Origin of the sequence: Plantactinospora sp. BB1 (assembly GCF_003030385.1) — a bacterium.
GTDB lineage: Bacteria > Actinomycetota > Actinomycetes > Mycobacteriales > Micromonosporaceae > Plantactinospora.
Map to the genome: position 1 here is coordinate 4,088,643 of NZ_CP028159.1, position 26,626 is coordinate 4,115,268.

The following is a 26,626-nucleotide window of genomic DNA, read 5'->3' on the forward strand; positions in this document are numbered from 1 at the left end:
AACCGGTTGCGTTAACCGGTTCATCGGCCTACCCTGATCCGTGCCGTCGCAGGGAGTTGGGTGGCAACTGTCGGGCAACAGTTGCCGGTCCCTCACTTCTGTCCCCGTCCCGGGACCCTCCCTGAGGTAGGTCATGAAAAGACGAATCTACGCCGTCGCATCGGCGCTGCTCGCGCTCGTCGCCGCCACTGCCGTCTCGCTCTTCGTGGTGACCCCGTCGGCACAGGCGGCGGCCGGCTTCACGATCAGCGGCGGGCGGCTCATCGACGCGCGCGGCAACGAGTTCATCATGCGTGGGGTCAGCCACGCGCACACCTGGTACGCCAGCCAAACCGGTTCATTCCGCGACATCAAATCGCTGGGCGCGAACACCGTACGGGTGGTGCTGAGCAGCGGTGCCCGGTGGACCCAGAACAGCGCCAGCGACGTAGCCAACGTCATCTCGCTGTGCAAGGCCAACCGGCTGATCTGCGTCCTGGAGGTGCACGACACCACCGGGTACGGCGAGGAGGGCGCGGCGATCACCCTCGACCAGGCGGTGAGCTACTGGATCAGCATCCAGAGCGCGCTGGCCGGCCAGGAGAACTACGTCATCCTCAACATCGGCAACGAGCCGTTCGGCAACAACGAGGCGACCAGCGCCAACTGGCCGACGCACACCCGTAACGCGATCACCCGGCTGCGCAACGCCGGCTTCGACCACACCATCATGGTCGACGCGCCGATGTGGGGTCAGGACTGGCGCTTCATCATGCGGGACAACGCGCAGAGCGTCTTCAACGCCGACCCGGACCGGAACACCATCTTCTCGATCCACATGTACGGCGTCTTCGACACCGCCGCCGAGATCACCGACTACCTCGGCCGGTTCCGCAGCGCCAACCTGCCGATCGTGGTGGGGGAGTTCGGGCACAACCACTCGGACGGCAACCCGGACGAGGACACCATCATGTCGTACGCCCAGCAGAACGGGATCGGCTACATCGGCTGGTCGTGGAGCGGTAACGGCGGCGGCGTCGAGTACCTCGACATGGTGACGAACTTCAACGTGAGCCAGTTGACCTCGTGGGGGCAGCGGATCTTCAACGGGGCGAACGGGATCCGGCAGACCGCCCGGCAGGCGACGGTCTACGACAGCAGTACCCCGACGATCTCGCCGACCTCCCGGCCGCCGACGACCCGGCCCCCGACCGGTACCCCGACCACCCGCCCGCCGACGACTCCGCCGACCACGTCACCGGGCGGTACCCGGGGCTGCACCGCCACGTACGCCGTCACCGGGCAGTGGCAGGGCGGCTTCCAGGGCGAGGTCCGGGTGACCGCCGGCAGCGCGGCGATCAGCGGCTGGACCGTCACCTGGACCTTCGCCAACGGGCAGCAGGTCAACCAGGCGTGGAACGCGACGCTCACCAGCAGCGGGTCGACCGTGACCGCGCGGAACGTCTCGCACAACGGCAGCCTCGGCGCCGGGGCGAGTACCGCGTTCGGGTTCATCGGAACCTGGAACGGCAGCAACACCACGCCGACGCTGAGCTGCACCGCCAGCTGACCTGTCGGCTTCCGCCGGTGGCCGGGCCCGCGTCCGCGGGCCCGGCCACGCGTTCCTGCGGCGACCGGTCGGCAACTACCCGCCGCCGTCTCCGCCGTCTCCGGGGCCTCCGGCGCCTCCGGCGTCTCCGCCGGTTCCCGAGGGGACGGTCAGCTCCGGCCCGGTAGCCGGGGCAGCACCTCGGTGGCCACCTCCGCGAGGACCGCCTCGTCCCCGGCGTACCAGCTCGACTCGCGCGGCCAGTGCGTGACGACGTCGGTGAAGCCCAGCTCGGCGGCCCGGCCGACCGCCTCGGCGAAGTGCCCCGCGCTGGAGAGCGAGAAGACCGGGGCGGAGTCGAGGGAGAGATAGCGGTCCAGACTGCCGGACTCCCGGCCGGCGGCGGCGAGGATCTCGTCCATTCGGCCGGCGAGGTCGGCGACGGAGCGCCACCACGCCGCCATGTCGTCGCCGTCCGGGATGCCGGTGGTGACCCAGCCCTGGCCGTACCGGGCGGCGAGCCGCATCGAGCGCGGCCCGTTCGCGGCGACCACGAACGGCACCCGGGGCTGCTGGACGCAGCCGGGGTTGCTCCGCGCGTCGACCGCCGCGTAGTAGTCGCCCCGCCAGGTGACCCCGTCGGTCCGGAGCAGCAGGTCGAGCAGCTCGGTGAACTCGGTGAACCGGTCGACCCGGTGTCGGGGGGAGAGCGCCTGGGCACCGAGTACGTCCGAGTCGAACCCGATCCCGCCGGCGCCGATGCCGAGCAGTACCCGGCCGTCCGAGACGTCGTCCAGCCCGGTGATCTGCCGGGCGAAGTGCACCGGATGCCGGAAGTTGGGCGAGGCGACCAGGGTGCCCAACCGGATCCGGGAGGTGACCATCGCGGCCGAGGTCAGCGTGCCCAGGGCGTCGAACCACGGCCCGTCGACCAGGTCACGCCAGCCGAGGTGGTCGTAGGTCCAGGCGTGGTCGAAGCCCCACTCCTCGGCCTGGCGCCACCGGCGCTCGGCCACGGACCACCGCTGGTCGGGAAGGATCACGATACCCACGCGCATGGTCTGGAGAGCTTACGTCCCGCCCGCCGCCGCCAGCCTCCCGGCCGGCGGCCCGGTGCGTCCGGGCACTGGTCGCGGGCCCGGATCCGTCACCCGAATCGGTGACGGGCGAACGCTCCCAGCCACCTCACAGCTACGGTGAATAGGGTCACCGGAGTGCGCGTCGATCCATCGTGGAAAATGCGCGCCGACACCAGCGGCACATATCCGCCGTAAACAGGAGTATCTCTATGGTCTTCAAGAAGATGTTGAGCGCCTTCGGCGTCGGCGGTCCGAGCGTGGACACCGTGCTGACGAACCCGAACACCCGGCCCGGCCTGGTGCTCGACGGGCAGGTCAACCTGCGCGGCGGGGATTCCGCGGCCGACATCGAGCAGGTCACCGTCGCGCTGGTCACCCGGGTCGAGATGGAGGCCGGAGACAGCGAGTACGCCGGCACCATGGAGTTCTACCGTCTCCCGGTCAGCGGCGCCATGCGCCTGGAAGCCAAGCAGGAACTGGCGATCCCGTTCCAGCTCCCGGTGCCCTGGGAGACCCCGATCACCGACGTCTACGGTCAGCGGCTGCGCGGCATGACGATGGGGCTGCGTACCGAACTCGCGATCGCCCGGGCGGTGGACAAGGGCGACCTGGACGCCATCGCGGTACACCCGCTGCCGGTGCACGAGAAGATCCTGGAGGCGTTCGCCCAACTCGGCTTCCAGTTCAAGAGCGCCGACCTGGAGCGCGGACAGATCTACGGCGTGCAGCAGACGCTGCCGTTCTACCAGGAGATCGAGTTCTTCGCCGCCCCGCAGTACGCGCACGCGATCCGCGAGGTCGAGCTGACCTTCGTCACCAACCAGCACGGCGTCGACGTCATCATCGAGTGCGACAAGCGCGGCGGGATGTTCAGCGGCGGGCACGACAGCGTGGGCCGGTACACCGCCGAGCACGCCGGTGTCGACCAGGTCGACTGGCGGCAGCGGGTCGAGGGCTGGCTGGCGCAGACGGTGCAGAGCTACGGCCGGCACGGCGGGGCGGGGCAGCACTACGGCCACCCCGGCAAGCAGGGGCACCACGGCGGGCACGGCATGGGCGGCATGGTCGCCGGTGCGGCGCTTGGGCTGGCCGGCGGCATGATCGCCGGTGAGATGCTGGAGGACGCCTTCGAGGGCGACTTCGGCGAGGAGTGACCCGGCCGGCGGCCACGGACGAGGAAAAGGCCGAGGTCCCCGCCGTTGTCGGCGGGGACCGCGACCCCCCGTGGCAAGTCGCCACTGCTCGGGACACTCCGGTACACCGGTCCTCAGCGGAGACTGCGCTCCGCCGCTACGGCGTCCGGAGCATCGTCACCGTTTGCCGTGTCGCCAGGCGTTACCCAGCTTCGCCAGACCACGGCTACCCAGGTAGGCGATGGTCATCAGGGTGATGAAGAACCAGGCCTGCTGAGCCCGGAACGGGTCGACGCCGGTCGCGTCCGTACCGACCAGGTCCGCAGCCAGCAAGGTGAAGCCGACCGCCGCCAGATAGATGTAGAACTCGGTACTCAGCCAGGCGGGCTTGGTCTCGTTACCAGGATTCCGCCGTACCGGCTCGTCCATCCGGCGCTGCATCTCCGACAGAGTCTGCTGTATCTGCTGGTTGGAGATGTTCTGGGCACCCATCTCCCGGGTCGGTGCCGACTGCATGTCCGTCACCTGCTGGCCCATCGGCTGCCTGGACGGGGTCTGCGTGCTCATCTTTTCCTCCTCGGATTCGATGAGATCTCTTCCGACCGCCAACGGTCACGGCACTTCCGCGCCCGTGGCACCCGTTGGCTACCCGACCGGCCCTGCCACAAACAGCCGCTGACCAGCGGACTATCGATTCCGCGCCGCCCGGGGTGGCCGGTGGCGTTTGCCGACCCGGGCACCGGGGACACCCGGGACGACGACAACGGACAACTCGGCGAGGTGGTGGACGTGCGCGGCGAGGACGAACGGCGGGAGTCGGCACGGCGGACCGAAGACCGGATCGGGCGCGGCAAGTACGGCCCCGGCGCGATGGAGGAGGTCACCCTCCCGGTTGACGAGGGCCGCGAGGCGCACGAACGCGACATCGAGGACCCCGCGGACCGGGCGCGGGATCCGGACGTACTGCGGGACGGCGGTCCGACCCGGAACCGGGGGGTGAGCACCACCACCGGTACCGACCGGCGGGCCGGGTCGGCGAACGCGCGCCGCCAACCTCGCCGGCCGGGCGGAAAGGTGGCACCGACCACCACCGGGGACGCGACCACCGGCGGGATCAACCCGTCGGCGGCCGGGTCCACCAGCGACGCCTCCGGACAGGCGCGGCAGATCGGCAACTTCACGGACAAGTGACCCGGCCGCACCGGCCGGGGCTCAGCCGACCCGGAGGATGCCCAGTCGCTGGGTCGCCCGGGTGAGCGCGACGTAGAGGTCGCTGCGCCCACGGCTGGACTCGGCGACGATCCGGTCCGGATCGACCACCAGCACCGAGTCGAACTCCAGCCCCTTGGCCTGGGCGACGGTCAGCAGGACCACCCGGCTGGTCAACTCCGGATCGTCGCCGAGCGCCACCTCGGGCTCCGCCTCGGTGACCCCGGGACCCAGTTCGTCGACGAGCCCGGCCGGCACGATCACCCCGACCCGGCCGGTGCCGACCCCGGCCGCCTCGGTCCGGATCGCCTCGACCAGCCGCCCGACCAGTTCACCGGTACCGACCTGGACGTCCCAGGGCTCTTCGCCGGTGTCGCGTACCGCTCGGGGTGGGGTGAGCGTCGGGTCGATCTCCGCCAGCACCTTGGCGGCGACCGCCAGGATCTCCGACGGCGTACGGTAGCTGACCGTCAGCTCCTCCAGCCGCCACCGGTCACCGACGTACGGCTCCAGCACCGGCCACCACGACGAGGCGCCGGCCAGCGATCCGGTCTGGGCCACGTCGCCGACCAGCGTCATCGAGCGGCTCGGGCAGCGGCGCATCAGCACCCGCCAGGCCATCGGGGAGAGTTCCTGCGCCTCGTCCACGATCACGTGCCCGAAGGCCCAGCTCCGGTCCGCCGCCGCCCGCTCGGCGGTGCTCAACTGGTCCCCGTCGGCCTGCCGCTCGGCCAGCCGGTCGGCGACGAGCAGGTCGGTGACGTCCAGCATCCCGTCCTCGGCCTCCGGCTCGTCCTCGAAGTCGATCGACTTGGAGCCGGCGGCGATTTCGAGCACGCCCTCGGCGTACTCGATCTCGGCCTGGCGCTGCCGGGCGGCCCTGGCCCGGACCGCGCGGTCGTCCTCGCCCAGCAGCTCCGCCGCCTCGTCCAGCAGCGGTACGTCGGCCGGGCTCCAGCCGCCCCACGGCTCCCGCCGCAGCGCCGCCCGCTCGGTCTCGTCCAGCTTCGGCGCCGCCACCGCGAGCCGCTGCTCCGAGGCGAACAGCCCGGCCACCACCTGCTGCGGGGTGAGGATCGGCCAGAGCCAGTCCAGCACCGCCTGCACCTCGGGCTCGGCCCGCAGCTCCCGCCGGAACTCGGCGAGGTCGGCCTCGTCGAGCAGGTTCTCCCCGCCCAGCGGGTCGGCGCCGATCCGCTCGGCGAGCTGGTCGGCGAGGGCGTGAATGATCTCGATGTCGAAGAGTGGCCGGGCCAGGTTGTGCGGCCGGTCGGTGCGGCGGACCCGGTCCCGGGCGGCGGCGACGGTGGCCGGATCCAGCACCAGGCTGTCCCGCTCGATGTTGATCTCGATCGGCTCCTCCGGCACCCGCTGCCGGTCCCGGATCGCGGCGGCCAGCACCTCGACCATGTCGAGCCGGCCCTTCAGCTCGGCGACCTCCGCCGGCTCGGGCCGGGTCGCGGTGATCCCGGGGAAGAGTTCTCCGACGGTACGCAGCAGCACGCCGGTCTCGGCGAGCGTCGGCAGCACCTGCGAGATGTAGCGCAGGAAGGTCGCGTTCGGGCCGACCAGCAGCACACCCCGGGTGGAGAGGATCTGCCGGTGTGTGTAGAGCAGGTACGCCGCCCGGTGCAGCGCCACCGCCGTCTTTCCGGTGCCGGGGCCGCCCTGCACCACCAGTACCCCGTCCAGGTCGGCCCGGATCACCCGGTCCTGTTCGACCTGGATGGTCCGGACGATGTCGGTCATCCGGCCGGTACGGCTGGCGTTCACCGCCGCCAGCAGCGCCGCCTCGCCGGTCAGCCCGCCCCGGTCGCCGGCCTGCCCGGCCGCGTTCAGGTCCAGCACCTCGTCGTCGAGGCCGACCACCTCGCGATCCCGGGTCCGGATGTGCCGGCGTCGGCGTACCCCGTCCGGGGCGGCGGCGGTGGCGAGATAGAAGGGCCGGGCGGCCGGGGCGCGCCAGTCCAGCAGCACCGGTTCGTACTCGCCGTCGCCGTCGAATATGCCGATCCGGCCGATGTAGCGGCGGGTGCCGTCGTCGAGGTCCAGTCGACCGAAGCAGAGGCCCTGTTCGACCGCGCCGAGCCGGTCGAGCTGCTCGGCGTACATCTGGACGGTGCCGTCGCGCTGCGAGCGCTCCTGCTGGGTGCCGCCGGCGTTGCGCAGCGCGGTGCGCAGTCGCCGGGTGGCCTGGGTACGCAGTTCGTCGAGGCGCCCGTAGAGCATGGAGACGTACCGCTGCTCGCCGGGGAGGTCGTCCCCGCTCGGGGCGGCGGGCCGGGACTGCCCGGCGGCCACCGGCCCGTCGGCGCCGGAGGGTACGGCACGTCCGATCGGTTCGTCGGCCGGCTCGTCGAGACGCTGGTCGGGCGAAACACCGGATTGCTTTGACAAACCGTCTCCCCATTGTTAGGCTTTGCGCGGAACGGCATTATGCCGTTCTTTTTTATTTCCGAACTGAGAAACGATAGCGCGTTTCTTTACCGGCATCCATCGGCCGCGCGACCTGACGGACACACCGCGCTCGACTGATCGGCGTCCGGGATCGGGCGTCGGGGAGACGAAGAACCCGACCGGGCGCCGGCAGAGGGGCCTTGTCGCATGGCAACGGGGCCTTGTCGCATGGCAACGGACGAGCGCCCTGCCGCCGTCGCGGCGTCACCGCGATGGCCGGGTGGCAGAGCGCCCGTCCGAGAGCCGATCACCTACCGGTCTGGGCGACCTCGTACAGCCGTTCCGGCTTCACCGCGCCGACGAGTACCCGGCCGTCGTCGGTGAGCAGGGCGGTGAAGAGCTTGCCGGTGACGAGCCGGCCGCTGCCCCACTCGCCACCCACCTCGGGGAGCCCGCCGAGCAGGCCCCGGAGCAGGCCGGCTTCCGAGCCCTCCGACCGCGTGCCGCCGCTCTGCCCCTGGGTGAATCCGGCGAGCTGCGGAACCTCGGCGACCAGTACGCTCGTCCACCCGGTGCCGACCACCGTCGGCCGCTGCACGCCGGTCGGCAGCGCCGGGCGGCCCTCCGGTCGGGTCGCCTCGGTCACCTCCGCACCCGGCGGCGGGTTGAAGGCGAACTGGGCCGGGTCGGGGCGCTCGAAGTTGACCTGGGTGAAGGCTACCTCGAAGGCGGGCTTGCTGGTGCCCTCCGGTACCACCTGGAAACGCAGCGGTACGTGCTCGGCGGCGTCGATCGCGATCGTGATCTGGCCCACCAGCGAAGTGTCGTCCCGTGGTTCGAGTACCAGTTCGTAGGCGTCCCGGCCGGCGATCGAGGCCGACCGCCCGACGCTGACCCGGGTGGTCGGATCCACCGCCGCCAACGCCTGCTCGGCGGCCTCCTGCGGGGTGCTCGGCAGGTGACCCGGGACGCCGGAGGACCTGCCGGAGCCGTCCAGGGTGGTGTGCTCGGCCCGGTTGGCCTGGCTGTCCCAGATCCAGACGTCCTTGCCGTTGCGGATGACGTCGGTCTCGCCGAGCGTGCCGAGCAACGCGACCCGGGTCTGGTCCGGGCCGGCGTGCCAGACCCGCATGGTGTGCGTACCGGAGACCAGCGAGGTGAGTTCGGCACTGCCCCGTCCGCCGATGCCGGGCAGGCTCGGCAGGCCGAGGTCGGCGCGCTTGATCACCGTTCCGGAGAGGCCGTCCAGGCGGGCGGTCTGTAGGTCGACGAGGAGCTGTGCGGCGCTGCGCTCGGGCAGGTTCGGCTCGGCGGCCGAGGCGAAGGTGCCGACCGCCGCACCTCCGCCGAGGATCGCCAGGGCCGCCCCGGTCGGGAGCAGCCACCGCAGCGCGGGGCGGGATTGCAAAACCGACATGTTCGTACCTCCTGGTCCCCATCCTGCGCCTGCCGCGCTGTGAAGCCACTGAGAACCGCTGTGGCCTCACTCAGCCGGGTGTGGTTGTGGGCGGTGGGGGATGGCACGCTTGGCCGGTGCGGTTGCTGGTGGTAGAGGACGAGGCGCGACTGGCCTCGGCGTTGCAGCGCGGCCTCCAGGCCGAGGGCTTCGTCGTCGACGTGGCCGCGAGCGGGCCGGAGGGGCTCGACCTGGCCCGGCACGGCGGGTACGACGCGATGATCCTGGACGTGATGCTGCCGGGGCTCTCCGGCTATCGCGTGGTGCGGCAGTTGCGGGCCGAGCGGCACTGGCTGCCGGTGCTCATGCTCTCGGCCAAGGACGGCGAGTACGACCAGGCCGACGGGCTGGACTGCGGCGCCGACGACTACCTGACCAAACCCTTCTCGTACGTGGTGCTGCTGGCCCGGCTGCGCGCCCTGCTGCGCCGGGGCGCGCCGCGCCGCCCGGTGGTGCTGGTCGCCGGTGACCTGCGGCTCGACCCGGCCCGCCGCCGGGTGACCCGGGACGGGGCGGAGGTGGAACTCACCGCCCGGGAGTACGCCCTGCTGGAGTACCTGCTCCGCCGGGCCGGCGAGGTCGTCTCCAAGACGGAGCTGCTGGACCACGTCTGGGACGCGAGCGTGCACACCGCGCCGAACGCCGTCGAGGTCTACGTCGGCTACCTGCGTCGCAAGATCGGCCGGGACCGGCTGGAGACGATCCGAGGGGCCGGCTACCGGCTGGTGACGTGACCCGGGCGGAGGGCGGTGAGGTGCCCCCGGCGGAGGGCGGTGACGGGGCCCGGGCGGGGCGAGGTCGGCGGCTGCGCGGCTGGCGACGGCCGTGGCTGAAGCTGAGCCTGCGGGCCCGACTCACCATCATCAGCGCGGCGGGTCTGGCCGTCGGTCTCGCCGTCGGCGGGCTGGTGCTGCTCGGCGCGCTCGGCTACGCGCTCCAGCGCACCGTCGACACCGAGGCGCTGAAGACCGCCGAGGCGGTGGCCCTGCTCGCCGGCCAGAACGCCCTGCCGGACCCGCTACCGGTCGCCGGTGGCCAGGTACGCGTCCAGGTGGTCGACGGGCAGGGCCGGATCCGGGCCGCCTCGATCGACGCCGACCGGCTGGTCCCGATGCTCTACCCGGACGAGCTGCGACGCTTCCAGGCCGGGGAACGGGACCGGTTCTACCTGCCCGGCCGGCGACTCGGCCTGGACGGACCGATCCGGGTCGTGGCGGTACCCGCCGGACCGGCCGCCGATCCGCAGACGGTACTCGTGGCGAAGTCGACGGCGGACGTACGGCACAGCGTGACCGTGGTCCGCACGATCCTGCTGGTCAGCTTTCCGCTGCTCCTGATCGCGTTGGCCGCGGTCGCCTGGCGGGTGATCGGCGCGACCCTCCGCCCGGTCGAGACGTTGCGGGCCGGCGCGGAGGAGATCACCGGCGGGGCCCGGCCGGGCAGGTTGCCGCTGCCGGCCTCGCACGACGAGATCCACCGGTTGGCGGTGACCCTGAACGGCATGCTGGGCCGGCTGGAGTCGGCCCGGGCCCGGCAGCGCGCCTTCGTCGCCGACGCCGCGCACGAGCTGCGCAGCCCGCTGGCCAACCTGCGCACCCAGCTTGAGGTCGCGCAGCGGCTCGGTCCGGCGACGGAGTGGCCGGCGGTCGCCGACGACCTGCTCGCCGACACCCAGCGACTCAGCCGGCTCGTCGACGACCTGCTGCTGCTCGCCCGCCTCGACGACGCGGGTGGCCGGCCGCCCCGGGCCGCCGAACCGGTCGAGCTGGGGGAGTTGCTGGCCGAGGTCGCCGAGCGGTACCCGGCGCCGCCGGTGCGGGTGGTGGTGCCGAGGTTCCCGCTCTGGGTGTTGGCCGAGCCGGACGCGCTGACCCGGATCCTTGGCAACCTGCTGGACAACGCGGTCCGGCACACCAGCAGCGAGGTGGTGCTGGAGGCCGGGCCGGGCGGTCCGACCGGTCCGGCGTACCACCTGGTGACCGTGACCGACGACGGGCCGGGCATCCCGGCCGCGGACCGGGACCGGGTCTTCGACCGCTTCACCCGGCTGGACGACGCGCGGGCCCGGGACGCGGGCGGCGCCGGTCTCGGCCTGGCCATCGTCCGCGAACTGGTACGCCGCCAGGGCGGCACGGTGACCCTCGGCGACGCCGGACCCGGACTGCGGGTCGAGGTACGCCTGCCTGCCGAGCGTCCGGTCCCGGACGGCCAGGACGACGCGCTACCGACCCGGCCGGCGCCGGTCGCTCAGCGGGCCGAGGGCGACCTGCCGGGCCGCTCGGTGCAGACCGGTTCGGCCTCGCCGACGACGCTCTCCGAATAGACGACCGCGACCGAGAAGCAGTAGTTGCCCCGGGTGTCCAGGCCGTAGACCACGTAGCCGGTGGAGCCGGCCGGCAGCTCCTGGAACGGCCGGAGTTCCTGCCCGGTCCGCCCTCCGGCCAGCACCACCGGTCCGGTCGCGCCGCTCGGATAGCTCCAGCCCAGCGTCACGCTGCTCTGGTTGTCGGCCAGGGTCACCGAGCCGGGCGGGGTGCCGGCGGCGGCCGGCGGCGGTGTGCTCGGCGGCGCGGCCGGGGTGCCGGTGGTCGGGCCGGGCGCCGGTGGCTCCGGCTCGTCCTCCCCGGTCAGCCCGAACCCGAGCACCACGGCCACGGTGCCGAGCAGGACCAGCCCCACCAGGCCGGCCACGAAGAGCGGCGGCAGTCGTCGCCCCACGGGTTGCGGCCGGTGGATCCGGACCGGCAACCGGGACGACCGCCGTTCCGGCAGGTGCCGGACCTCGGGTACGCCCCCGGCGCCGCCGAGGTCACCGGGGTGGCCCTCCGGGAGTTCCCGGTGCGGTCGCTCGACGACGGAGGTGGAGTCGAAGGCGCCCTCCGGCCGCCAAGGCTCGGCGGAGGCCGGTCCGACCCGCCGCCCGAGCTCCGGGTCGTCGTCGCCGTCGGGGGTGCGGCGGGCCACGTCCGGCGGCCACCAGCCGTGTTCCGGATCGTCGTCCGCGTCGCCACCCGGCCCGGCACCGGTGAAGGTTCCCGGCCCGGACCGGTTCGCCGCGTTGCGGGGTGTCGGGACCGGTGGCCCGGCCGGCGGCGGGCCGGCCCACCGGGGCGGCGGCTCGACGAGCGGGGCGGGAGGCAGCCGGGGCGGCGGCACTGGCGGGGCGTCGGTGCCGGTTCGGGCGGACCGGGGCGGCGGTGGCGGCGGAAAGCGCAACGGCGGCAACTCGTCACGCGGTGGCAGCTCCGCGTCCGGCGGATGCTCTCCGCCGTCCGGAAAACCGCCCGGCACCCCGCCCCGGTACGGCTGGTCGTGCTGCCCGGCCCTGCCCGGGTACGCCGACGTCGCCGCCCCGCCAGCCTGCGGCGGTACGGCGGAGTGCTGCGGGTGGTGCGGGTGCGCCCGACTCCCGCCGTGCTCCGGGTGCTCGGGGTACGGATCGGGCTCCAGATACGGATCGGGCTCGGCGTACGGGTCCGGTTCGGGGTACGGGTCGGGTTCGGCGTGCCGGGGTTCGGGGTGCCACGGCTCGGCGTACTCCGGGGCGTGCTGGGTGCGGCCGGTCGGCGCGTGCGGGTCGTCGGCGGATTCCGGCTCCGGGTCCGCGCAGACGTGGTCGGGATCCGCCGCCGCCCGGGCGAGGGCCGCCACCTGCGCCGCCAGCGGATGGTCGGCCGGCAGGTGCTCCCGGCACAACTCCAGGGCCAGGGCCAGGTGCTCGTGCGCCCGGGTGAAGAGCCCGCAGTCGCGCTGCATCGCGCCGAGCCGGGCGAGCATCCGGATCCCGCCGGGATGCCCGTCACCGTAGACCTCCCGGTGCAGCTCCCAGGCGTCCTCCAGCCGGTTGCGGGCCAGCGTGCACTCGCCCTGGGCGTACTCGACGGTGGCCAGGTCGGCGTGCGCGGCGAGTACCCGCAGCGACTCCGGCCCGTCGTTGGCGGTGAGTTCGATGATCACGTCCCGGTACAGCCGGGCGGCCCGGGTGTGGTTGCCGGTCCGGTGCAGTACGGCGGCGAGGGTCGCCGCGGTGGCGACGGTCCGCTGGTCGGCCGTCCCGTAGAGCCGGGTGGCCGCGGAGTAGGCGAACGCGGCCCAGCCCCGGGCGGCGTGCGGGTCGCCGAGCGCCACCAGCACCCGGGCGTGCAGGCCGGCCGCCTCGGCCAACTCGACGGAGGCGTGCGCGGGGCTCGGGTCGGCGGCGTCCAGCGGCGGGCCGAGCAGATTTCGGGCCCCGGTCAGGTCGCCGGCTGCCACGAGCGCGTTCGCCTGCTGGGTGAGTTCACCGAAGCCGGAAGCCACGCCCCATCGTGCTCGCCCGGCGACGTTCAGTACAAGAGGGCAGGTGGGGCAGTTTGGTCGTCATACCGGGCGTCCGGTCCGGACGGCTACGGTGGAGCGATGGGGATCCACCGGCTCAACCACGCCGTACTCTTCGTCCGCGACCTCGCCCGCAGTGTCGCCTTCTACCGGGACGTCCTCGGTTTCCGGCAGGTGCCGATGACGCCGGAGGGTTTCGACGGGGCCGCCTTCCTCCAGGCGCCCGGTTCCACCAACGACCACGACCTCGGCCTCTTCGAGGTGGGTGCCGCCGCCGGCCCGTCCGGTGCCGGGCGGACCACGGTCGGCCTCTACCACCTGGCCTGGGAGGTGGACACCCTGGACGAGTTGTCGGCGCTCGCCGGGCGGCTCTCCGAGGCCGGCGCGTTGGCCGGCAGCTCCGACCACGGCAGCACCAAGAGCCTCTACGGCAAGGATCCGGACGGGCTGGAGTTCGAGGTGGTCTGGCTGGTTCCGGCCGACCGGCTCGACGAGCAGACCCTCGCCGCGCGCCGCCGGATCTCGCGGCTCGACCTCGACCGGGAGAAGCAGCGGTACGGCGGGCAGACCCGGGGCGGGGTCGGCGTCTCCATCCCGTCCTGACCGGCGCCGGGAGCCGGGGCGGCTTCCGTCGACGGCCGGTACCGGGGCGGCGACCGTCGAGGTGACAGGGGCGGGCCGGGCAGGGTAGAACCGCAGCATGTCCACGGACCCGATCGGCGTCGTCAAACGGGAACTGCTGGTACGCCAGCTCGACTCCTGGGCGCCGGCCGCGCTGCACCGGTCCCGGCGGGCGACCTTCGCGCAGGCGTACGCCGGGGCGGACGGCGGGACCGCCGACGCCGCGCTGCGGGTCCTGGTCGAGTTCGCCGACCTGCTGCGCGGTGGGCGGATGACGGCGCTGACGCTCGGTCGGGCCGACGACCACGACCTCGCGGCACGGCACGCGGCGGCGCAGGCGGAGTTGCCGGCCGGGCTGGCCGCGCACCTGATGCCGGGCGGGGTCGACCGGGTGCCGGTGGCGCTCAAGGCTGCCGTCGCGAACGGCGCTCCGGTCTTCGCCTACCTGGACGGCACCGGCGGCCCGGAGCCGGCCGTCGAGGTGCTCGCGGCGGTCGCCGGTGGCCGCCCCGCCGAACTGCTGCTGGTGCTCGATCCGCCGGTCTGGTCCGGGGCCGACCACCGACCCCGACTGGCCGGGGTCGGGCTGCCGCTGGTGACCGAGGTGGAGCTGGTCGCCGACGACCGGGCCGAGGTTCTCGTCTTCGCCACCGCCGCCGGCAAGCGGCTGGACGCCTTCAAGAACGCGCTCTGGGCGGTCGACGAGTACGCCGGGGTGCGCTACCGGGATCCCGGCGACCCGGAGGGACACCTGCTGGACATCTCGCTGGCACCGCATCCGGGGCCGCTACGGCGGGAACTCCTGGCCCGGCTGGCGTCGGTCGGTGCCGCGTCCGTCACCGAGCTGCGGCAGTTCACCGCCGAGCGGACCGTCTATCGTCCGGCGGACACCAACCGGGTGCTCACCGCGTTGCTGGCGGCCGGGGTGGTGCGCCGGGAACCCGGGGCGGGCCGGCTCGCCGGGGACGTGACGATCACCGCCACACCCTCCACCTGAGCCTGCCGCCTTGTCGACGGGCCGTGGCCGGGCGCCAAACAGGGACGCCGACGACCTCGCCGGCATCCCCGTCCGTCACCGCTTCCTCAGGACCGCGACTTGTCCTGCTTCCAGGACAGCGGGCCGGGCAGGTCGACCCGGTGCGCCCGGGCCCGGGAGTTCCACGACCAACGTCCGATCTTGATACTCCACGACGAGAAGCCGTTCTCGGTGAAGTTGAGGATCAGTGGACCGAACTTCTTGCGCTTACGGAACATCAGACCCACGGTCCTGCTCCCTTCGGGACGACTGTTTCGGTGACCGGCAAGTCAACTGCTTGGGTGACCGGGAAAATGCCCCGTACGGATGTTCGGCAAACGTGCACCGGCGTCGGCGGGACCGCGTCCGGTCCGCTGAGGACGGTCCGGGATGGCCGGTGCCGCCCCGTCGCTCAGCGCGGCTGCCAGGCGTCCGGCCTGGTGGTCAGCTTGCGTACGTGCGCCGGCATCCGGCCGCTGATCAGTTCGGCGAGATTCACCTCGTCGACGACGTCCCGTACCGCCGCCCGGACGGCGACCCAGAGCCGGGGCAGGTTCTCGGCCGCCCCGTCGTACCGGGTCTGCTCGGGGCGCATCCCGCGGATCCCGGCGAGGGGGCCGTCCACGGCACGCAGGATCATGCCGACGGTCACCTCCCGGGGCGACCGGGCCAGCGTGTAGCCGCCCTCCGCCCCCCGCTGCGCCCTGACGATCCCGGCCCGACGCAGGTCGCCGAGGACCGCCTCCAGGAACTTCCGGGGCAGGTCCTGCTCGGCGGCGAGCGCCTGGGCGGACATCAACGCCGGGTACGCCGCCGCGAGGCCGAGGCCGGCCCGTACCGCGTAGTCACCGCGCGCCGAGATCTGCACGCCTCCATCATCCATGCCCCGGTGTGGCGGGCCGACGGCGGCGGGTCGGTCAGCCCGGCAGGGCGGTGGCCCGGCCGGAGAGTCCGGCCCGGAAGGCGCCGGGACTGTGCCCGACCTCCCGGTGGAAGAACCGGCCGAAGTTGGTCGGCTCCGGGAAGCCGAGCCGCCGGCCGACCTCGGCGACCGGGAGGTCGGTCGCGGCGAGCAGCCGTCGGGCCTCCAACGCCACCCGCTCGTCGATCACCTGTTTGGCGCTGCGGCCGGTGGCGGCCAGGCAGGCCCGGGTCAGGGTACGGACGGAGCAGTCGAGCCGGCCGGCGTAGTCCTCGACCCGCCGGGTCTGCCCGTACGAGCGCTCGACCTCGTGGCGGAGCCGCCAGAAGGTGCCGGTCGGGTCCGCACCGTGCGGGTCGGCATCGGCATCGGCAGCGTCCACCACCTGCCGGGCGGGGGGCAGCGCGCCGGGGTCGGCCGGGTCGCGGGGCAGCAGGGCCAGGCGCAGCAGCAGTACGGCGAGCTGGTGCCGGAGCAGTTCGGTGGCGAGGGCGCCGCCGCCGTGCCGCTGGCAGTCGACCACCAGTTGACTGACCTCGTTGATCACCGCGTCCTCGTCCTCGCCGGCGAGCTGCCAGTAGCCGGCGGTGAACGGCGGCCCGATCGGCGACACGCCCAGGCCGTGCATGGTCTCCGGGGTCCAGCAGACCATCACGGCGTCGAGTCCGCTCTGTCCGCCGTGCTGGACGACCTGGCCGGGCCGGACCCAGAGCAGCGACCCGGGCCGGCACGGGTAGGTCCGGAAGTCGATCTCCTGGGTGCCGTGTCCGACGGTGACCAGGATGAGCAGGTGTCGATCGACCAGCAGTGGCCCCCGCCGGGCCGGGTCGAGGAGGTAGTCACGCAGGGTGAAGGTGCGGATGCCGGCCCAGCCGGGCGGGGCCGGCACCTCGCCCGACGTACCGGGAAGTTGACCGAATCGGACCATCACCTGCGACGTTAGCCGTCGGCGGCCCGCCGCGCATCCCTCGGGGGGCCCGTGTCCGGCGTCGACCGCGCGGCGGGAAGCGCTGCTGGCGGGGGTCGCCGTGCCGACCGGATCCGCGCCGGGGCCGGACGGCCAGACATCGACGTACGACGTTGACCGTCGGCTCGGTTGATCGGTAACCTGGCCCCGGTCCGGGCCACGACCAACGCGCGCGGGACAGCGACGGGTGCACGCGAGACACACCGAACTTGCCACGTCCGCCCTTTCCGGGCCGGACATCCGAGGAGTTCCGGAGATCCCGCATGCGCCGTACCACCATCACGCGTCGTAGATCCATCCTGTCCGCCGCCGTCAGCGCCGCGCTCGTCGCCACCGGGGCGGCGGTGGTCGCCGCTCCGCCCCCGGCGTTCGCCGAACCGGGCCCGGCACTGGAGGTCGACGTCGCCGCCGACCGGCATCCGATCAGCCCGCACATCTACGGGATGAACTTCGTCGACGAGGCCCTGGCCGAGGAGTTGGCCCTGCCGGTACGCCGCTGGGGCGGCAACGCCACCACCCGCTACCACTACCGCTACGACACCACCAACCGCGCCTCGGACTGGTTCTTCGAGAACATCGCCGAGGAGAACGCCGACCCGGCGGCGCTGCCGGACGGATCGTCCACGGACCGTTTCGTCGAGCAGGACCGGCGTACCGGCACGGACACCGTGCTGACGGTGCCGCTGATCGGCTGGGCGCCGAAGGCCCGGGACGGCTCGTGCGGCTTCTCGGTCGCCAAGTACGGGCCGCAGGAGCGTACCGACGAGTGGCGTCCCGACTGCGGCAACGGCGTACGGCCGGACGGCTCCCTGGTCACCGGCAACGACCCGCACGACACCAGTGTGGAGGTCGGCCCGGAGTACGTCCGGGAGTGGCTGCGCCACCTCACCGGCAAGTACGGCACGGCGGCCGAGGGCGGGGTGAAGTTCTACAACCTCGACAACGAGCCGGACATCTGGCACTCCACCCACCGGGACGTGCACCCGACCGGGGCGAGCTCGGCGGAGCTGCGCGACCAGGCGTACGCGATCGGCGCGGCGGTCAAGGAGGTCGACCCGTCGGCGGCGACGCTCGGCCCGGTCGGCTGGGGCTGGACCTCCTGGGACCACTCCGGGCTCGACCAGGAGGTGTGCGGGCGTACCGGGTGCTGGGCGAACCCGCCGGACCGGCCGGCCCGGGACGGGCTGCCCTTCGCCACCTGGTACCTCCAGCAGATGCGCGACTACGAGGAGGCGCACGGGCAGCGGGTGCTCGACTACTTCGACATGCACTTCTATCCGCAGGCCTCCGGGGTGGCGTTCGGCAACGGCACCGACCCGGCGACCAACGCGCTGCGGCTGCGCTCCACCCGGGCGCTCTGGGACCCGACCTACACCGACGAGAGCTGGATCAACACCCAGGTCCGGCTGGTGCCCCGGATGAAGGAGCTGGTGGCGGCGAACTATCCGGGGACGAGGACGGCGATCACCGAGTACAACTGGGGGGCGCTGGACCACGTCAACGGGGCGCTGGCCCAGGCCGACGTACTCGGGATCTTCGGTCGGGAGGGGTTGGACCTGGCGACCCTCTGGGCGCCGCCGGCCGCGAGCCAGCCGGGCGCGTACGCCTTCCGGATGTACCGCAACTACGACGGCGCCGGCGGCCGGTTCGGTGAGGTCGGGGTCCGGGCGACCTCCGCGGACCAGGAGGCCCTCTCGGTGTACGCGGCCGAGCGCGGCTCGGACGGCGCGCTGACCGTGATGGTGGTGAACAAGAGCGGGGTGGAGCGGACCAGTTCGCTGGCGCTGCGCGGCCGGTCCGCCGCGACCACCCAGGTCTACCGGTACGGCGCCGGCAACCTCGGCGCGATCGTCCGGGAGGCGGACCAGCGGATCCTGGTGCCGCCGCCGGTGGCCGGCGCGCCGAACGGCACCCTGTCGCACACCTTCCCGGCCGACTCGGTGACGCTCTTCGTGATAGGGGCGCCGGAGAGCCCGCCGCCGCTGGCGGTGCTGCACCGCAACCTGGACCGGTCGGCCACGGACGCCCAGATCCGTCCGGCGATCGAGCTGGAGAATCCCGGCCGGGTGCCGGTCGAGCTGTCCCGGCTGACCGTGCGGTACTGGTTCACCCGGGACGGTGGGCGCGGCGCGGTGCAGGCGGCCTGCGTGCAGGCCACGATCGACTGCGCCAACGTGACCCGGTGGCTGGTGACGCTGCCGAGATCCCGGCGTGGCGCGGACGGCTATCTGGAGGTCGGGTTCGGTCGGGGTGCCGGGACGTTGCCGGCGGCCGGGAGGACCGGCCCGATCGAGTTGCGGTTGACCAAGGCGGACCGGTCGCGGTTCGTCGAGACCGACGACCACAGCTGGCGGCCGGCGGGGCCGGGCTACCAGCCCAGTACCCGGATCACGGTCTACCTGGACGGCGTACGCATCGCCGGGACCGAGCCGTGACTCCGGCGGGCTCGCCATCAGCCGGGCGCTGAGCGATGATCATCGGGACCCGGTCGTGATCGTCTGCTCGACCGGGCCGTAGCGCAGCCGTGCCGGCCGGAGTTGTCGGGTCGGGGCGGTCAGGATTAAGTTACCGAACAGTACGTGAAACGGGTCGGCCGGCGCCCCGGTGCCGGCCGCCCACAACCTGCAGAGGTGTGCATGCCAGGTCTGTTCTCGGTCGAGGGGAAGGCGGTGCTGGTCACCGGCGGCACCCGGGGGATCGGCCTCATGATCGCCCGGGGATTCGTCGAGGCGGGCGCCCAGGTGATCATCTCGTCGCGCAAGGCGGACGTCTGCGCCGAGGTCGCCGAGCAGCTCTCCGACCTCGGCCGCTGCGAGGCGATCCCGGCGGACATCTCCAACGCGGCCGGGGCGGCCCGGCTCGCCGAGCAGGTCCTGGCCCGGGTGCCGGCGCTGGACGTACTGGTCAACAACGCCGGTGCGACCTGGGGCGCGCCGCTGGAGGCGTACCCGGAGAGCGCCTTCGACAAGCTCTGGGCGGTCAACGTCAAGGCGGTCTTCCAGTTGACCACCGCCCTGCTGCCGGCGTTGCGCGCCTCGGCCAGCGCCGACGACCCGGCCCGGGTGATCAACATCGGCTCGATCGACGGCATCCGGGTGCCGTGGATGGAGGTGTACGCCTACTCGGCCACTAAGGCGGCGGTACACATGCTGACCCGGAGCCTGGCCCACCAGCTCGCCCCGGAGCACATCACGGTGAACGCGATCGCACCCGGCCCGTTCGAGAGCAAGATGATGGCGTTCGCGCTGGACGACCCGGCGACCCGGGCGACGATCGAGCACCAGGTGCCGCTCGGCCGGATCGGTCGGCCCGACGACATGGCCGGCGCCGCGATCTACCTCGCGTCCCGAGCCGGGGCGTACCTGACCGGAGCGGTCATCCCGGTCGACGGTGGCATCACCACGCACGGCTGACCCCGACCGGAGCCCGCGCACGGCTGCCCGGACACGCCCGCCCTGCCGGACCGGAGGCCCCGCACGGCTGCCCGGACGGGAGGCCCCGCACGGCTGCCCGGACCGGAGGCCACCTCGCCGACCGGGTGCCGGCCCACCGACCAGACGTCGCCGCGCGGACCTCGGCAGGGTCCGCGCGGCGTGGCGTTCCAGCGGCGTGACGTGCCCGCGAGGCCGTCGCGGGGAACGGTCAGCGACCGGCCAGTAGTCGGTTGACCGCCGTGTCGACGTCGAGGTGGTCGCCTTCCCGGCCCCGGGGGACCACCACGTACGTCCTGCGCAGGAACCTGACCAGGACGCTACGTGGCACCTCGAACAGTGCGTTACCGTCCGGTGATGAGAGCGCGAGCGCGACGAAGTCGCCCCGGGGTGTGGCCCAGGGCCAGACCCGGACGTCGCCGATCCCGGCCGGCTCATCGAGGCCGGTGACGAGCAGTTCCCGCGCGAAGGACCAGCTCACCGCTTCGCCCCCGGCGGATTCGGCATGGAACAGGACATGGACCGCATACGGGTCGGCTGGGTCGTAACGCAGGCTGGCACGCACGGGCAGAGCCGTGGCGTCAGGTGCAACGAGCCTTAACGACGTCTCGACCTCGACCGTGGTCGGTCGGATGACACTCATGGACGTTCTCCCCCCGGCACCGCTGCGGGACGTATGTGTCCCGCCTTTCCCATCCTCAGGTGCTACTCATGGTTACGCTCCGCCATACGCTGATATCACCCAGTAGTGGGAAGAGGCTTCCTAGTCACCGATCGAAATCGAATCTTTATGTAGGATGTCCAGTTCTGCCCAGGTACTCGATCCCACCCGATGCCGGATGGTTCAGCCGTCGACTCACTCCGGTAACGTCCAGTCGTCCTGTTGAGTGACGGGCCGGGCCACACTGGGGGATGAAATGGCTACGAATCCATCCTCAATGGAGAAAGCGGCTCTGTCGGGCGCATCGAGGGTGAACGGGGTCGGCGCCGGGGCCCGCTCCGGCGTCGCGGGGGCGGTCGAGGAGCGGAGGTACGACGTGCCGGAGGACGAGCGCGTCCCACGGGGGGACTGGTCCGGACCTGCGACGGAGTCGCCGACGGGCGTCGGTGCGGAGGCTCCGCTCGAACCCTTCGTGACGCAGACCCGGCGGCAACGGGTACGCCGGACGCTGGAGATGATCCGAGCGAATCCGACCGGTCGGATCGCGTTGAAGGTCTTCGTGGCGGTCGCGGGTGCGATCGTCGTCACACTCGGCCTCGCGTTGATTCCGCTCCCGGGGCCCGGCTGGCTGATCGTGATCGGCGGGCTGGGCATCTGGGCGGTGGAGTTCCACTGGGCCAAACGGCTGCTCGGCTTCACTCGTCGGCACGTACAGAGCTGGGCACGCTGGGTACGTGAACAGTCACTGCTGGTCCGGATCGTCCTCGGCTCGGTCGGGCTGGTCTTCGTGGCGCTGGTGGTCTGGCTGTCGGTACGGGCCAGCCTCGGCATCGACCTGATCGCCCGGTTCATGCACTACATCGCGACGCACTGACCCCTAGGTCGCGCGGACTCCGGCCGATCGGGTACAGTCGTCCGCGCTGAGGGCGATTAGCTCAGCGGGAGAGCGCTTCGTTCACACCGAAGAGGTCACTGGTTCGATCCCAGTATCGCCCACGCACGTAGAGGCCCAGATCACATCGATGATCCGGGCCTCTCTCCGTAGATGGGTGACCAACTGGGTGACTACGGGTCCGCCGGCCCGAAGATCACATCCATCGCCTGTGCTCCGTCGAGAATCACCGGACGGAGCTGATGCCGATAGACCTTCTCGGTGACGGTCGTACCAGCGTGGCCGCACAGGTCGGCGATGGCCTCCAACGAGACGCCGCTGTCGGAGAGCAGCGAGACGAAGCTGTGCCGGAGTTCGCGCGGCGTCCAGACGGCCGGGTCCAAACCGGCCAGGGCGACGATTCGGCGGAATGCCCGGCGGACGTTGGCCGCGTCGAGTGCGGTGCCGATGGTGCTCGTGAAGACCAGGCCCAGGGGCTGCCAATCTCTGCCGGCTCTGGTTTGGTCCCGGCTCTGCTGCTCCCGATGCGCCTGCAACGCGGTGACGCAGCGCTGAGGAAGCGCGAGCGTCCGTCGCGATTTCCTGGTCTTGGTGTCGCCGCCGGCCCGGACGGAGCGCCAGACCTGCACGGAGGGTGGTAGCGGCGGATCAAGGTCGGGTCGACCGTCAAGGTCAACATGAGCCCAGGTCAGGGCGCGTAGCTCCTCGGTTCGTGCTCCGGTGAGGAGCGACAACACCACGTAGGCATGCAGAGGTGTGCTCTCGGCGGCGGCCAGAAGCGCCCGTGCCTGGACAAGCGTGAGGGACTTGGAAGGTCGACCCTGCTGACCACGTGGGATCGTGCACAGGGCGACGACGTTCCGCTTCACCTTGTCCCGGGCCATGGCTCGATTGATCGAGCGGTTGAGACAGCCGTAGAGGTCGCCGAGGGTACGGGTGCTGAGGATGGTGGCCTTGTCGGATAGCCACCGGTCGACGTCCTGGGCGCGAAGCTCACGCAACTTCCGAGCGCCCAACGCTGGGATGATGTGAGTACGGCACAAGATCTCGCACTTGGTCTTGGTGCGGTCGGATCGGCCGTTGAGTCCGTAGGTCAGCCAGTCGGTTACGGCCTCGGTGACGGTGTAGTGATGCTCGGCGAAGGCGAGCCCGTCTTCGTAGTCGCGGATCTTCTCGCGGAGCTTGGCGCGAGCCTCAGTCTTGGTTTTGCCGCTGCCTTTACGGACGATGCGCTTGCCGGCCGGGGTGTAGCCGACGGTGACTGTGGCGATCCAGCGCTGTCGGGACTCGTCCCAGTGCAGGCCGCCGTCTCCACGAGCACGGCGTTTGGTCATCGGGTGCCTCCTTCCTCGGTTTCGTGTTCGAGCAATGTCACGTAGTCGGTGATGGCGGCAGCGGGGACGAGACGCGTTCGTCCCTGCCGGACCGTACGAAGCCGGCCGGAGCGGATCTGTTCGTAGATGACGCTGCGGCTCAGGCTGAGCAGTGCCATGGCCTCGGGGATGCGGTAGAGCGCCTTTCTCTCGGGAACGGTCAGGACGGTCGGCAAGGGGTTGTCTCCTGTTTCCTTCGCTGGTTGGGGGCGGTTATGCCGCTGCGGGTGTAGCGGTAACGGTGCCGAGTTCGTGGGCGAGTTCTTCGCGGCCGGTGGCTTGTCGCTCGCGAGCGAGGGCGGCGGCGGTGTTGGCGAGGAGGGCGTCGCCGGTGGTGTGCCAACCGGCGCCGGCGAAGGTGAGGGTGCCGACGATGAGGGTGGTTTCGTCGCCGTGGTGGTCGGCGGCCCGGACAGTGCCGGGGTCGGTGCCGGTCTGCTCCTGGCCCTCGTGGCGGCGGAAAGCGATGCGGGTGTCGCGCAGGAGCTGGAAGGTGATGGAGTAGCGGCGGGCTTTGGTGAGGAAGTGGCCGCCGAATCCGAGCATGTGTGCCCAGCGGCGTAGCCGGGCGTACGGGTTGCCTTGCCTTGGTATCGCCGGTTGGGTGTCAACGACGGCTTGACGGCTGGTGACGCAGCCGGGGCAGGCGGGGTAGCGGGTGTGGGTGCCGCAGTCCGGGCATGTCCACGGGGCGGTGAAGCCGGGTGTGGGTCGGCGGTCGCGGGGCCGATCGCGTAGGGGTCGGGGTGTGGTGGTGGGTCGGCCGAGTCGCCAGCAGGCGTCGATGAGGCGGGCGGTGTGGTCGCCGTCTGGGGCGGCGTAGTCGCCGATGCTGTCGGCGTCGAGCCTGACGGAGCGGTGCCCGGTTACCTCGGTGCTTTTGGTGGCGTACTTGGCAAGGTAGCCGGCGACCATGCTGTCGGTGACGTCGCCGCGCCCGGTCAGCGTGATGGGGCGGATGTCGAGTTGTTCGCCCCAGGTGATGGGCCAGCCGTCGGGCCGGTCGGGGTGGGCGGGGGTGGTGAAGGTGATCTGTGCGGCGGCGTGGCGGATGGCATCGTCGAGGTCGGCGGTGGTGAACCCGGCCGGGGGTGGGACGACGGCCGTCGGGTCCAGGGGGCGGATGCCGTCGAGGCGGAGCAGGGCGTGGAAGTGCACTGCCGCGCGGGTTTGGAACTCGGCCGCTTTGCCGTGGGAGAGCCGCACGGGCGGGACCTTGCGGACCTTCCCGGAGGTGGTGATGACTTCGACGCGGGGGATGCCTCGCTGGCGGGCGAGCTGGGCGAGGTAGCGTTCCGCGGCTTGTTTGGTGCGGTGCCACAACTCGCCCGCGTAGAGGTTCCACACGACCTGGTGGTCGTGGTCGTAGCAGTCCAGGCACAGCGGCCGGCCGAGTACCTGGTCGCCCGGGGCGTGGCGTGCCCAGCAGACCGCCGGCCGGTCGTGTTCGCACACTGCGGCGGTGGTGGGGTCGGTGGTGCGGCGGGCATGGCAGGGGTCGGGTCGGCAGTCGCAGCGTTTCCGTTCGCGGCAGGTATGCCGGCCGACTTTGCGGGTGTGGACGGTGCCGAAGGATGGTGCGGTGAAGGTGGCGAAGACGGCCGGGTGCGCGGTGACGGTGTCGGGGACGCCCTTGCCGCCGATGAGGCCGGCGCGCAGGAGCTGGAACGCGTCGCGTTGGTAGGTGCGGGCGCAGGAGGGGCAGACGGTGGCACGTCGGTTGCCGCAGCCGGTGTAGATGGCGGCGTCGGGCATCGTGTCGGTGTGCCGGGCGTCGAGGATCCGGCCGGTGCCGGCTTCGACGGTGTGGATGCTGCCGGCGAGGCGGATAGGGCGGGTGCAGCCGGCGGCCGGGCGGACGTGGTCGAGCCAGGCGAAGTAGTCGGGCTGTTGTGCGCGGCGGAACGCTTGCCCGGCGGCGGTGTAGGAGTAGACGGGTGGGATGGTGTCGGCGTTCGAGCCCACACCCCGGGCCGTAGCACGGGGTGTGAGGTCCAGCGTCGAGGCCATCAGCCGGCTACCTCGGTGAGGTGCCGGGTGGTGATGGTGTGTTGGGTGACGATGATGCGGCAGGCGCCGCATTGCCGGTCGGCCGGCTCGTGCCGGTGACAGGGGATGGTGGCGGTTGTAGTGCCGCAGCGGATGGTGACCGGGGTGCGGCAGGGGCCGCCGGGGATGACGTCAACGAGCGTCCGGCGGGTGTCGTAGACATGCGGACCGGGTTGTGCCGGGCAGGTGTGGGTGACCTGTTCGAGATCGACGACATGGATGGTCATTGGCCGTCCCGGATGACGGTCAGGAGTTCCCGGGCGACAGCCGGGTCGACGTCGAGTCGATGGGACAGCTCGTTGACGGTGATCGGTTGTCCGGTGGTCTGCTCGTGCTGGACGACGGCGAACCGGGCGGTAGGGATCATGTGTGTGGGGATGTCGACCGGTTCGGGTGCCGGGCTGATAGCCGGCGGTTCCGACTCGACGGTGACCGGTTCGGTGACCTGGACCCGGATCGGGTCGGCAGCCGCCGGGGTGTCGGTGGTGCCTGCCTGGGTCTTGACGGGGTTGAGGACGAGTTTGACCAGGGCCATGAAGGCCAGTGCAGGAACGGCGGCCAGGAGCCAGCCGGACGGGCTGGGTTTGGCAACGGCCAACTGCGCGGCCAGCGACAGGCTGGCGGCGGCGATGAGTAGGACTACCGGGTAGCCGATCGGGGCACCGATCCGGCGGCGGCGTCGGATGGTGAGCAGTGCGGCGATGGGGACGAGTTCGGAGATGACGGCGTTGGCCCAGCCGAACCAGCCCGGGGTGTGGGCCGGGCTGTTGTCCATGGTCCAGTCGTGGACGTGGGTAAAGGAGGCGGCACCGGCAGCGCCGCCGACGGTCAACAGGATGAGGACCAGGACCACGCCTTCAAGACGGTCGGCTGCGCGGGTGGGTGGGTTAGTGGTCGGCATGGGGGGTCACCTCCGGGAGGGTGTCGGTGCGGACGAGGTAGGCGACGCCGGAGCAGCCGGGGCAGAAAGCGGGGACGAGGCCGAGGGTGGCCATCTGTCCTTGGAAGCAGCCGATGCAGACGAAGTCGGCGGGGAAGACGGCGGTGCCGGCGCAGTCGGGGCAGATGGGTAGGCATTCGGGGCAGGGCTTGTAGACGGGGCCGATGATGTGATGGACGCCGGCAGGGCTGCTGCCTTCGATGCACCACAGGCACGGGTCGGCAAGGTGGAAACTCACGACGGCCTCCCTTGATGGCAGTCGAGGCATTCGCCGTAGCGGCGGGGGATGTAGTAGGGCTTGACCTGCTCGCATTCGGGGCAGGTACGGCGGGCCAGCAGCGCGGCGGCAATGGCCGCCTGTTGGGCCGGGGTGGCGGTCCGCTTCGGTTTGGCCAGGCGCCGGTCGTAGAGGTAGGCGACCCGGCGCTGACGGCGGTGCCGCCACAGGATTTGCGCGATCGGGTCGTGTCCACCGGGGCGGAGGCCGTCGGCGCGCAGTTGCCGGACGGTGGCGAGGTGCTCTGGTGCTCCCCGGTAGGGGAAGGTCGGGAACCCGTACCGGTTCCCGGTGGGGTCGTAGAACTCGACGTAGATGCCGCTCCGGTCGACGAGCTGGTCGATGTCGGAGTTGCGCAG

Annotated in this window: 26 protein-coding genes and 1 tRNA gene; 11 read left to right on the forward strand and 16 right to left on the reverse strand. The window is 72.0% G+C overall.

What is annotated here, in order from left to right:
- Positions 1–133 precede the first annotated feature (133 nt).
- Positions 134–1,549 (forward strand): cellulase family glycosylhydrolase, encoded by a 1,416-nt coding sequence (locus C6W10_RS17840; protein WP_107259047.1) that lies wholly within the window; start codon positions 134–136, stop codon positions 1,547–1,549.
- A 149-nt stretch (positions 1,550–1,698) separates the two neighbouring features.
- On the opposite strand, the gene C6W10_RS17845 is transcribed toward C6W10_RS17840, so the two are convergent.
- Positions 1,699–2,586: an LLM class flavin-dependent oxidoreductase gene (locus C6W10_RS17845; RefSeq protein WP_107259048.1), complete on the reverse strand. Its 888-nt coding sequence runs from the start codon at positions 2,584–2,586 to the stop codon at positions 1,699–1,701.
- Between the two features lie 230 nt (positions 2,587–2,816).
- Between C6W10_RS17845 and C6W10_RS17850 the strand changes: the two genes are divergently transcribed.
- A complete protein-coding gene (locus C6W10_RS17850; protein ID WP_107259049.1) occupies positions 2,817–3,761 on the forward strand; it encodes a sporulation protein in 945 nt (314 codons plus the stop codon).
- Between the two features lie 156 nt (positions 3,762–3,917).
- On the opposite strand, the gene C6W10_RS17855 is transcribed toward C6W10_RS17850, so the two are convergent.
- Positions 3,918–4,307: a hypothetical protein gene (locus C6W10_RS17855; RefSeq protein ID WP_107259050.1), complete on the reverse strand. Its 390-nt coding sequence runs from the start codon at positions 4,305–4,307 to the stop codon at positions 3,918–3,920.
- A gap of 222 nt (positions 4,308–4,529) precedes the next feature.
- Between C6W10_RS17855 and C6W10_RS17860 the strand changes: the two genes are divergently transcribed.
- The gene (locus C6W10_RS17860) at positions 4,530–4,931 is read left to right on the forward strand and encodes a hypothetical protein (RefSeq protein ID WP_107264056.1); all 402 of its coding nucleotides are present in this window, start codon (positions 4,530–4,532) and stop codon (positions 4,929–4,931) included.
- 21 nt (positions 4,932–4,952) lie between these two features.
- On the opposite strand, the gene C6W10_RS17865 is transcribed toward C6W10_RS17860, so the two are convergent.
- Positions 4,953–7,178: an AAA family ATPase gene (locus tag C6W10_RS17865; protein WP_107264057.1), complete on the reverse strand. Its 2,226-nt coding sequence runs from the start codon at positions 7,176–7,178 to the stop codon at positions 4,953–4,955.
- A 475-nt stretch (positions 7,179–7,653) separates the two neighbouring features.
- A complete protein-coding gene (locus C6W10_RS17870; protein ID WP_107259051.1) occupies positions 7,654–8,763 on the reverse strand; it encodes a sigma-E factor regulatory protein RseB domain-containing protein in 1,110 nt (369 codons plus the stop codon).
- A 116-nt stretch (positions 8,764–8,879) separates the two neighbouring features.
- On the opposite strand from C6W10_RS17870, the gene C6W10_RS17875 reads away from it, so the two are divergent.
- Both C6W10_RS17875 and C6W10_RS17880 read left to right on the forward strand, forming a co-directional pair.
- On the forward strand, positions 8,880–9,536 hold the full coding sequence (locus C6W10_RS17875; RefSeq protein ID WP_107259052.1) for a response regulator transcription factor: 657 nt from the start codon (positions 8,880–8,882) through the stop codon (positions 9,534–9,536).
- A gap of 71 nt (positions 9,537–9,607) precedes the next feature.
- Complete coding sequence (locus tag C6W10_RS17880; RefSeq protein WP_107264058.1) at positions 9,608–11,125, forward strand: HAMP domain-containing sensor histidine kinase; 1,518 nt, start codon at positions 9,608–9,610, stop codon at positions 11,123–11,125.
- Here the strand turns inward: C6W10_RS17880 and C6W10_RS17885 are convergent.
- Positions 11,050–13,101, reverse strand: coding sequence for a tetratricopeptide repeat protein (locus tag C6W10_RS17885; protein WP_369938593.1), 2,052 nt, complete (start codon positions 13,099–13,101; stop codon positions 11,050–11,052). The genes C6W10_RS17880 and C6W10_RS17885 overlap by 76 nt on opposite strands.
- Positions 13,102–13,200: 99 nt before the next feature.
- On the opposite strand from C6W10_RS17885, the gene C6W10_RS17890 reads away from it, so the two are divergent.
- Both C6W10_RS17890 and C6W10_RS17895 read left to right on the forward strand, forming a co-directional pair.
- A complete protein-coding gene (locus C6W10_RS17890; RefSeq protein WP_107259053.1) occupies positions 13,201–13,722 on the forward strand; it encodes a VOC family protein in 522 nt (173 codons plus the stop codon).
- A 97-nt stretch (positions 13,723–13,819) separates the two neighbouring features.
- Complete coding sequence (locus C6W10_RS17895; protein ID WP_107259054.1) at positions 13,820–14,737, forward strand: hypothetical protein; 918 nt, start codon at positions 13,820–13,822, stop codon at positions 14,735–14,737.
- Between the two features lie 86 nt (positions 14,738–14,823).
- Here C6W10_RS17895 and C6W10_RS17900 read toward each other — a convergent pair whose 3' ends face one another.
- The 3 genes from C6W10_RS17900 to C6W10_RS17910 form a co-directional block, all read right to left on the reverse strand.
- Positions 14,824–15,003 (reverse strand): DUF4236 domain-containing protein, encoded by a 180-nt coding sequence (locus C6W10_RS17900; RefSeq protein WP_101365273.1) that lies wholly within the window; start codon positions 15,001–15,003, stop codon positions 14,824–14,826.
- A gap of 164 nt (positions 15,004–15,167) precedes the next feature.
- Positions 15,168–15,623 (reverse strand): Rrf2 family transcriptional regulator, encoded by a 456-nt coding sequence (locus C6W10_RS17905; protein WP_107259055.1) that lies wholly within the window; start codon positions 15,621–15,623, stop codon positions 15,168–15,170.
- A gap of 49 nt (positions 15,624–15,672) precedes the next feature.
- Positions 15,673–16,605, reverse strand: a complete 933-nt coding sequence (locus C6W10_RS17910; RefSeq protein WP_107259056.1) for an AraC family transcriptional regulator — start codon at positions 16,603–16,605, stop codon at positions 15,673–15,675.
- 302 nt (positions 16,606–16,907) lie between these two features.
- On the opposite strand from C6W10_RS17910, the gene C6W10_RS17915 reads away from it, so the two are divergent.
- Positions 16,908–19,079, forward strand: coding sequence for a glycoside hydrolase family 44 protein (locus tag C6W10_RS17915; protein WP_159104634.1), 2,172 nt, complete (start codon positions 16,908–16,910; stop codon positions 19,077–19,079).
- A 201-nt stretch (positions 19,080–19,280) separates the two neighbouring features.
- A complete protein-coding gene (locus C6W10_RS17920; protein WP_107259057.1) occupies positions 19,281–20,057 on the forward strand; it encodes a glucose 1-dehydrogenase in 777 nt (258 codons plus the stop codon).
- Positions 20,058–20,286: 229 nt separating this feature from the next.
- Here C6W10_RS17920 and C6W10_RS17925 read toward each other — a convergent pair whose 3' ends face one another.
- Entirely contained in the window at positions 20,287–20,718 is a 432-nt protein-coding gene (locus tag C6W10_RS17925) for an SsgA family sporulation/cell division regulator (RefSeq protein WP_101365276.1), read from the reverse strand.
- Positions 20,719–20,992: 274 nt separating this feature from the next.
- Here C6W10_RS17925 and C6W10_RS17930 point away from each other — a divergent pair, with 274 nt between their 5' ends.
- On the forward strand, positions 20,993–21,610 hold the full coding sequence (locus C6W10_RS17930; RefSeq protein WP_369930644.1) for a TIGR02611 family protein: 618 nt from the start codon (positions 20,993–20,995) through the stop codon (positions 21,608–21,610).
- 50 nt (positions 21,611–21,660) lie between these two features.
- A tRNA-Val gene (locus C6W10_RS17935) sits at positions 21,661–21,732 on the forward strand.
- Positions 21,733–21,801: 69 nt separating this feature from the next.
- On the opposite strand, the gene xerC is transcribed toward C6W10_RS17935, so the two are convergent.
- Genes xerC through C6W10_RS17970 form a run of 7 tightly spaced genes read right to left on the reverse strand, consistent with a single transcriptional unit; the run spans position 21,802 to position 26,626 of the window.
- Positions 21,802–22,962 carry a tyrosine recombinase XerC gene (gene xerC / locus C6W10_RS17940; protein ID WP_107259059.1) on the reverse strand — a complete coding sequence of 387 codons (1,161 nt, stop codon included), beginning with the start codon at positions 22,960–22,962 and terminating at the stop codon, positions 21,802–21,804.
- Positions 22,959–23,177: a helix-turn-helix domain-containing protein gene (locus C6W10_RS17945; RefSeq protein ID WP_107259060.1), complete on the reverse strand. Its 219-nt coding sequence runs from the start codon at positions 23,175–23,177 to the stop codon at positions 22,959–22,961. Before C6W10_RS17945 ends, xerC begins: the two co-directional genes overlap by 4 nt.
- Before the next feature lie 37 nt (positions 23,178–23,214).
- Positions 23,215–25,011 carry a replication initiator gene (locus C6W10_RS17950; RefSeq protein ID WP_107259061.1) on the reverse strand — a complete coding sequence of 599 codons (1,797 nt, stop codon included), beginning with the start codon at positions 25,009–25,011 and terminating at the stop codon, positions 23,215–23,217.
- Positions 25,011–25,277: a hypothetical protein gene (locus tag C6W10_RS17955; RefSeq protein ID WP_107259062.1), complete on the reverse strand. Its 267-nt coding sequence runs from the start codon at positions 25,275–25,277 to the stop codon at positions 25,011–25,013. Before C6W10_RS17955 ends, C6W10_RS17950 begins: the two co-directional genes overlap by 1 nt.
- Positions 25,274–25,951, reverse strand: a complete 678-nt coding sequence (locus tag C6W10_RS17960) for a hypothetical protein (protein ID WP_107259063.1) — start codon at positions 25,949–25,951, stop codon at positions 25,274–25,276. Before C6W10_RS17960 ends, C6W10_RS17955 begins: the two co-directional genes overlap by 4 nt.
- Complete coding sequence (locus C6W10_RS17965; protein WP_107259064.1) at positions 25,938–26,228, reverse strand: hypothetical protein; 291 nt, start codon at positions 26,226–26,228, stop codon at positions 25,938–25,940. The genes C6W10_RS17960 and C6W10_RS17965 overlap by 14 nt, the downstream gene beginning before the upstream one ends.
- A complete protein-coding gene (locus C6W10_RS17970; protein ID WP_234361921.1) occupies positions 26,225–26,626 on the reverse strand; it encodes an RRQRL motif-containing zinc-binding protein in 402 nt (133 codons plus the stop codon). Before C6W10_RS17970 ends, C6W10_RS17965 begins: the two co-directional genes overlap by 4 nt.

Coding starts and splice junctions, on each gene's coding strand:
- C6W10_RS17960 (WP_107259063.1), bottom strand. CDS start 25,951: ATGCCGACCACTAACCCACCCACCCGCGCAGCCGACCGTCTTGAAGGC.
- C6W10_RS17925 (WP_101365276.1), bottom strand. CDS start 20,718: ATGAGTGTCATCCGACCGACCACGGTCGAGGTCGAGACGTCGTTAAGG.
- C6W10_RS17865 (WP_107264057.1), bottom strand. CDS start 7,178: ATGCTCTACGGGCGCCTCGACGAACTGCGTACCCAGGCCACCCGGCGA.
- C6W10_RS17950 (WP_107259061.1), bottom strand. CDS start 25,011: ATGGCCTCGACGCTGGACCTCACACCCCGTGCTACGGCCCGGGGTGTG.
- C6W10_RS17915 (WP_159104634.1), top strand. CDS start 16,908: ATGCGCCGTACCACCATCACGCGTCGTAGATCCATCCTGTCCGCCGCC.
- C6W10_RS17855 (WP_107259050.1), bottom strand. CDS start 4,307: ATGAGCACGCAGACCCCGTCCAGGCAGCCGATGGGCCAGCAGGTGACG.
- C6W10_RS17920 (WP_107259057.1), top strand. CDS start 19,281: ATGCCAGGTCTGTTCTCGGTCGAGGGGAAGGCGGTGCTGGTCACCGGC.
- C6W10_RS17895 (WP_107259054.1), top strand. CDS start 13,820: ATGTCCACGGACCCGATCGGCGTCGTCAAACGGGAACTGCTGGTACGC.
- C6W10_RS17870 (WP_107259051.1), bottom strand. CDS start 8,763: ATGTCGGTTTTGCAATCCCGCCCCGCGCTGCGGTGGCTGCTCCCGACC.
- C6W10_RS17930 (WP_369930644.1), top strand. CDS start 20,993: ATGGCTACGAATCCATCCTCAATGGAGAAAGCGGCTCTGTCGGGCGCA.
- C6W10_RS17955 (WP_107259062.1), bottom strand. CDS start 25,277: ATGACCATCCATGTCGTCGATCTCGAACAGGTCACCCACACCTGCCCG.
- C6W10_RS17845 (WP_107259048.1), bottom strand. CDS start 2,586: ATGCGCGTGGGTATCGTGATCCTTCCCGACCAGCGGTGGTCCGTGGCC.
- C6W10_RS17840 (WP_107259047.1), top strand. CDS start 134: ATGAAAAGACGAATCTACGCCGTCGCATCGGCGCTGCTCGCGCTCGTC.
- C6W10_RS17910 (WP_107259056.1), bottom strand. CDS start 16,605: ATGGTCCGATTCGGTCAACTTCCCGGTACGTCGGGCGAGGTGCCGGCC.
- C6W10_RS17890 (WP_107259053.1), top strand. CDS start 13,201: ATGGGGATCCACCGGCTCAACCACGCCGTACTCTTCGTCCGCGACCTC.
- C6W10_RS17850 (WP_107259049.1), top strand. CDS start 2,817: ATGGTCTTCAAGAAGATGTTGAGCGCCTTCGGCGTCGGCGGTCCGAGC.
- xerC (WP_107259059.1), bottom strand. CDS start 22,962: ATGACCAAACGCCGTGCTCGTGGAGACGGCGGCCTGCACTGGGACGAG.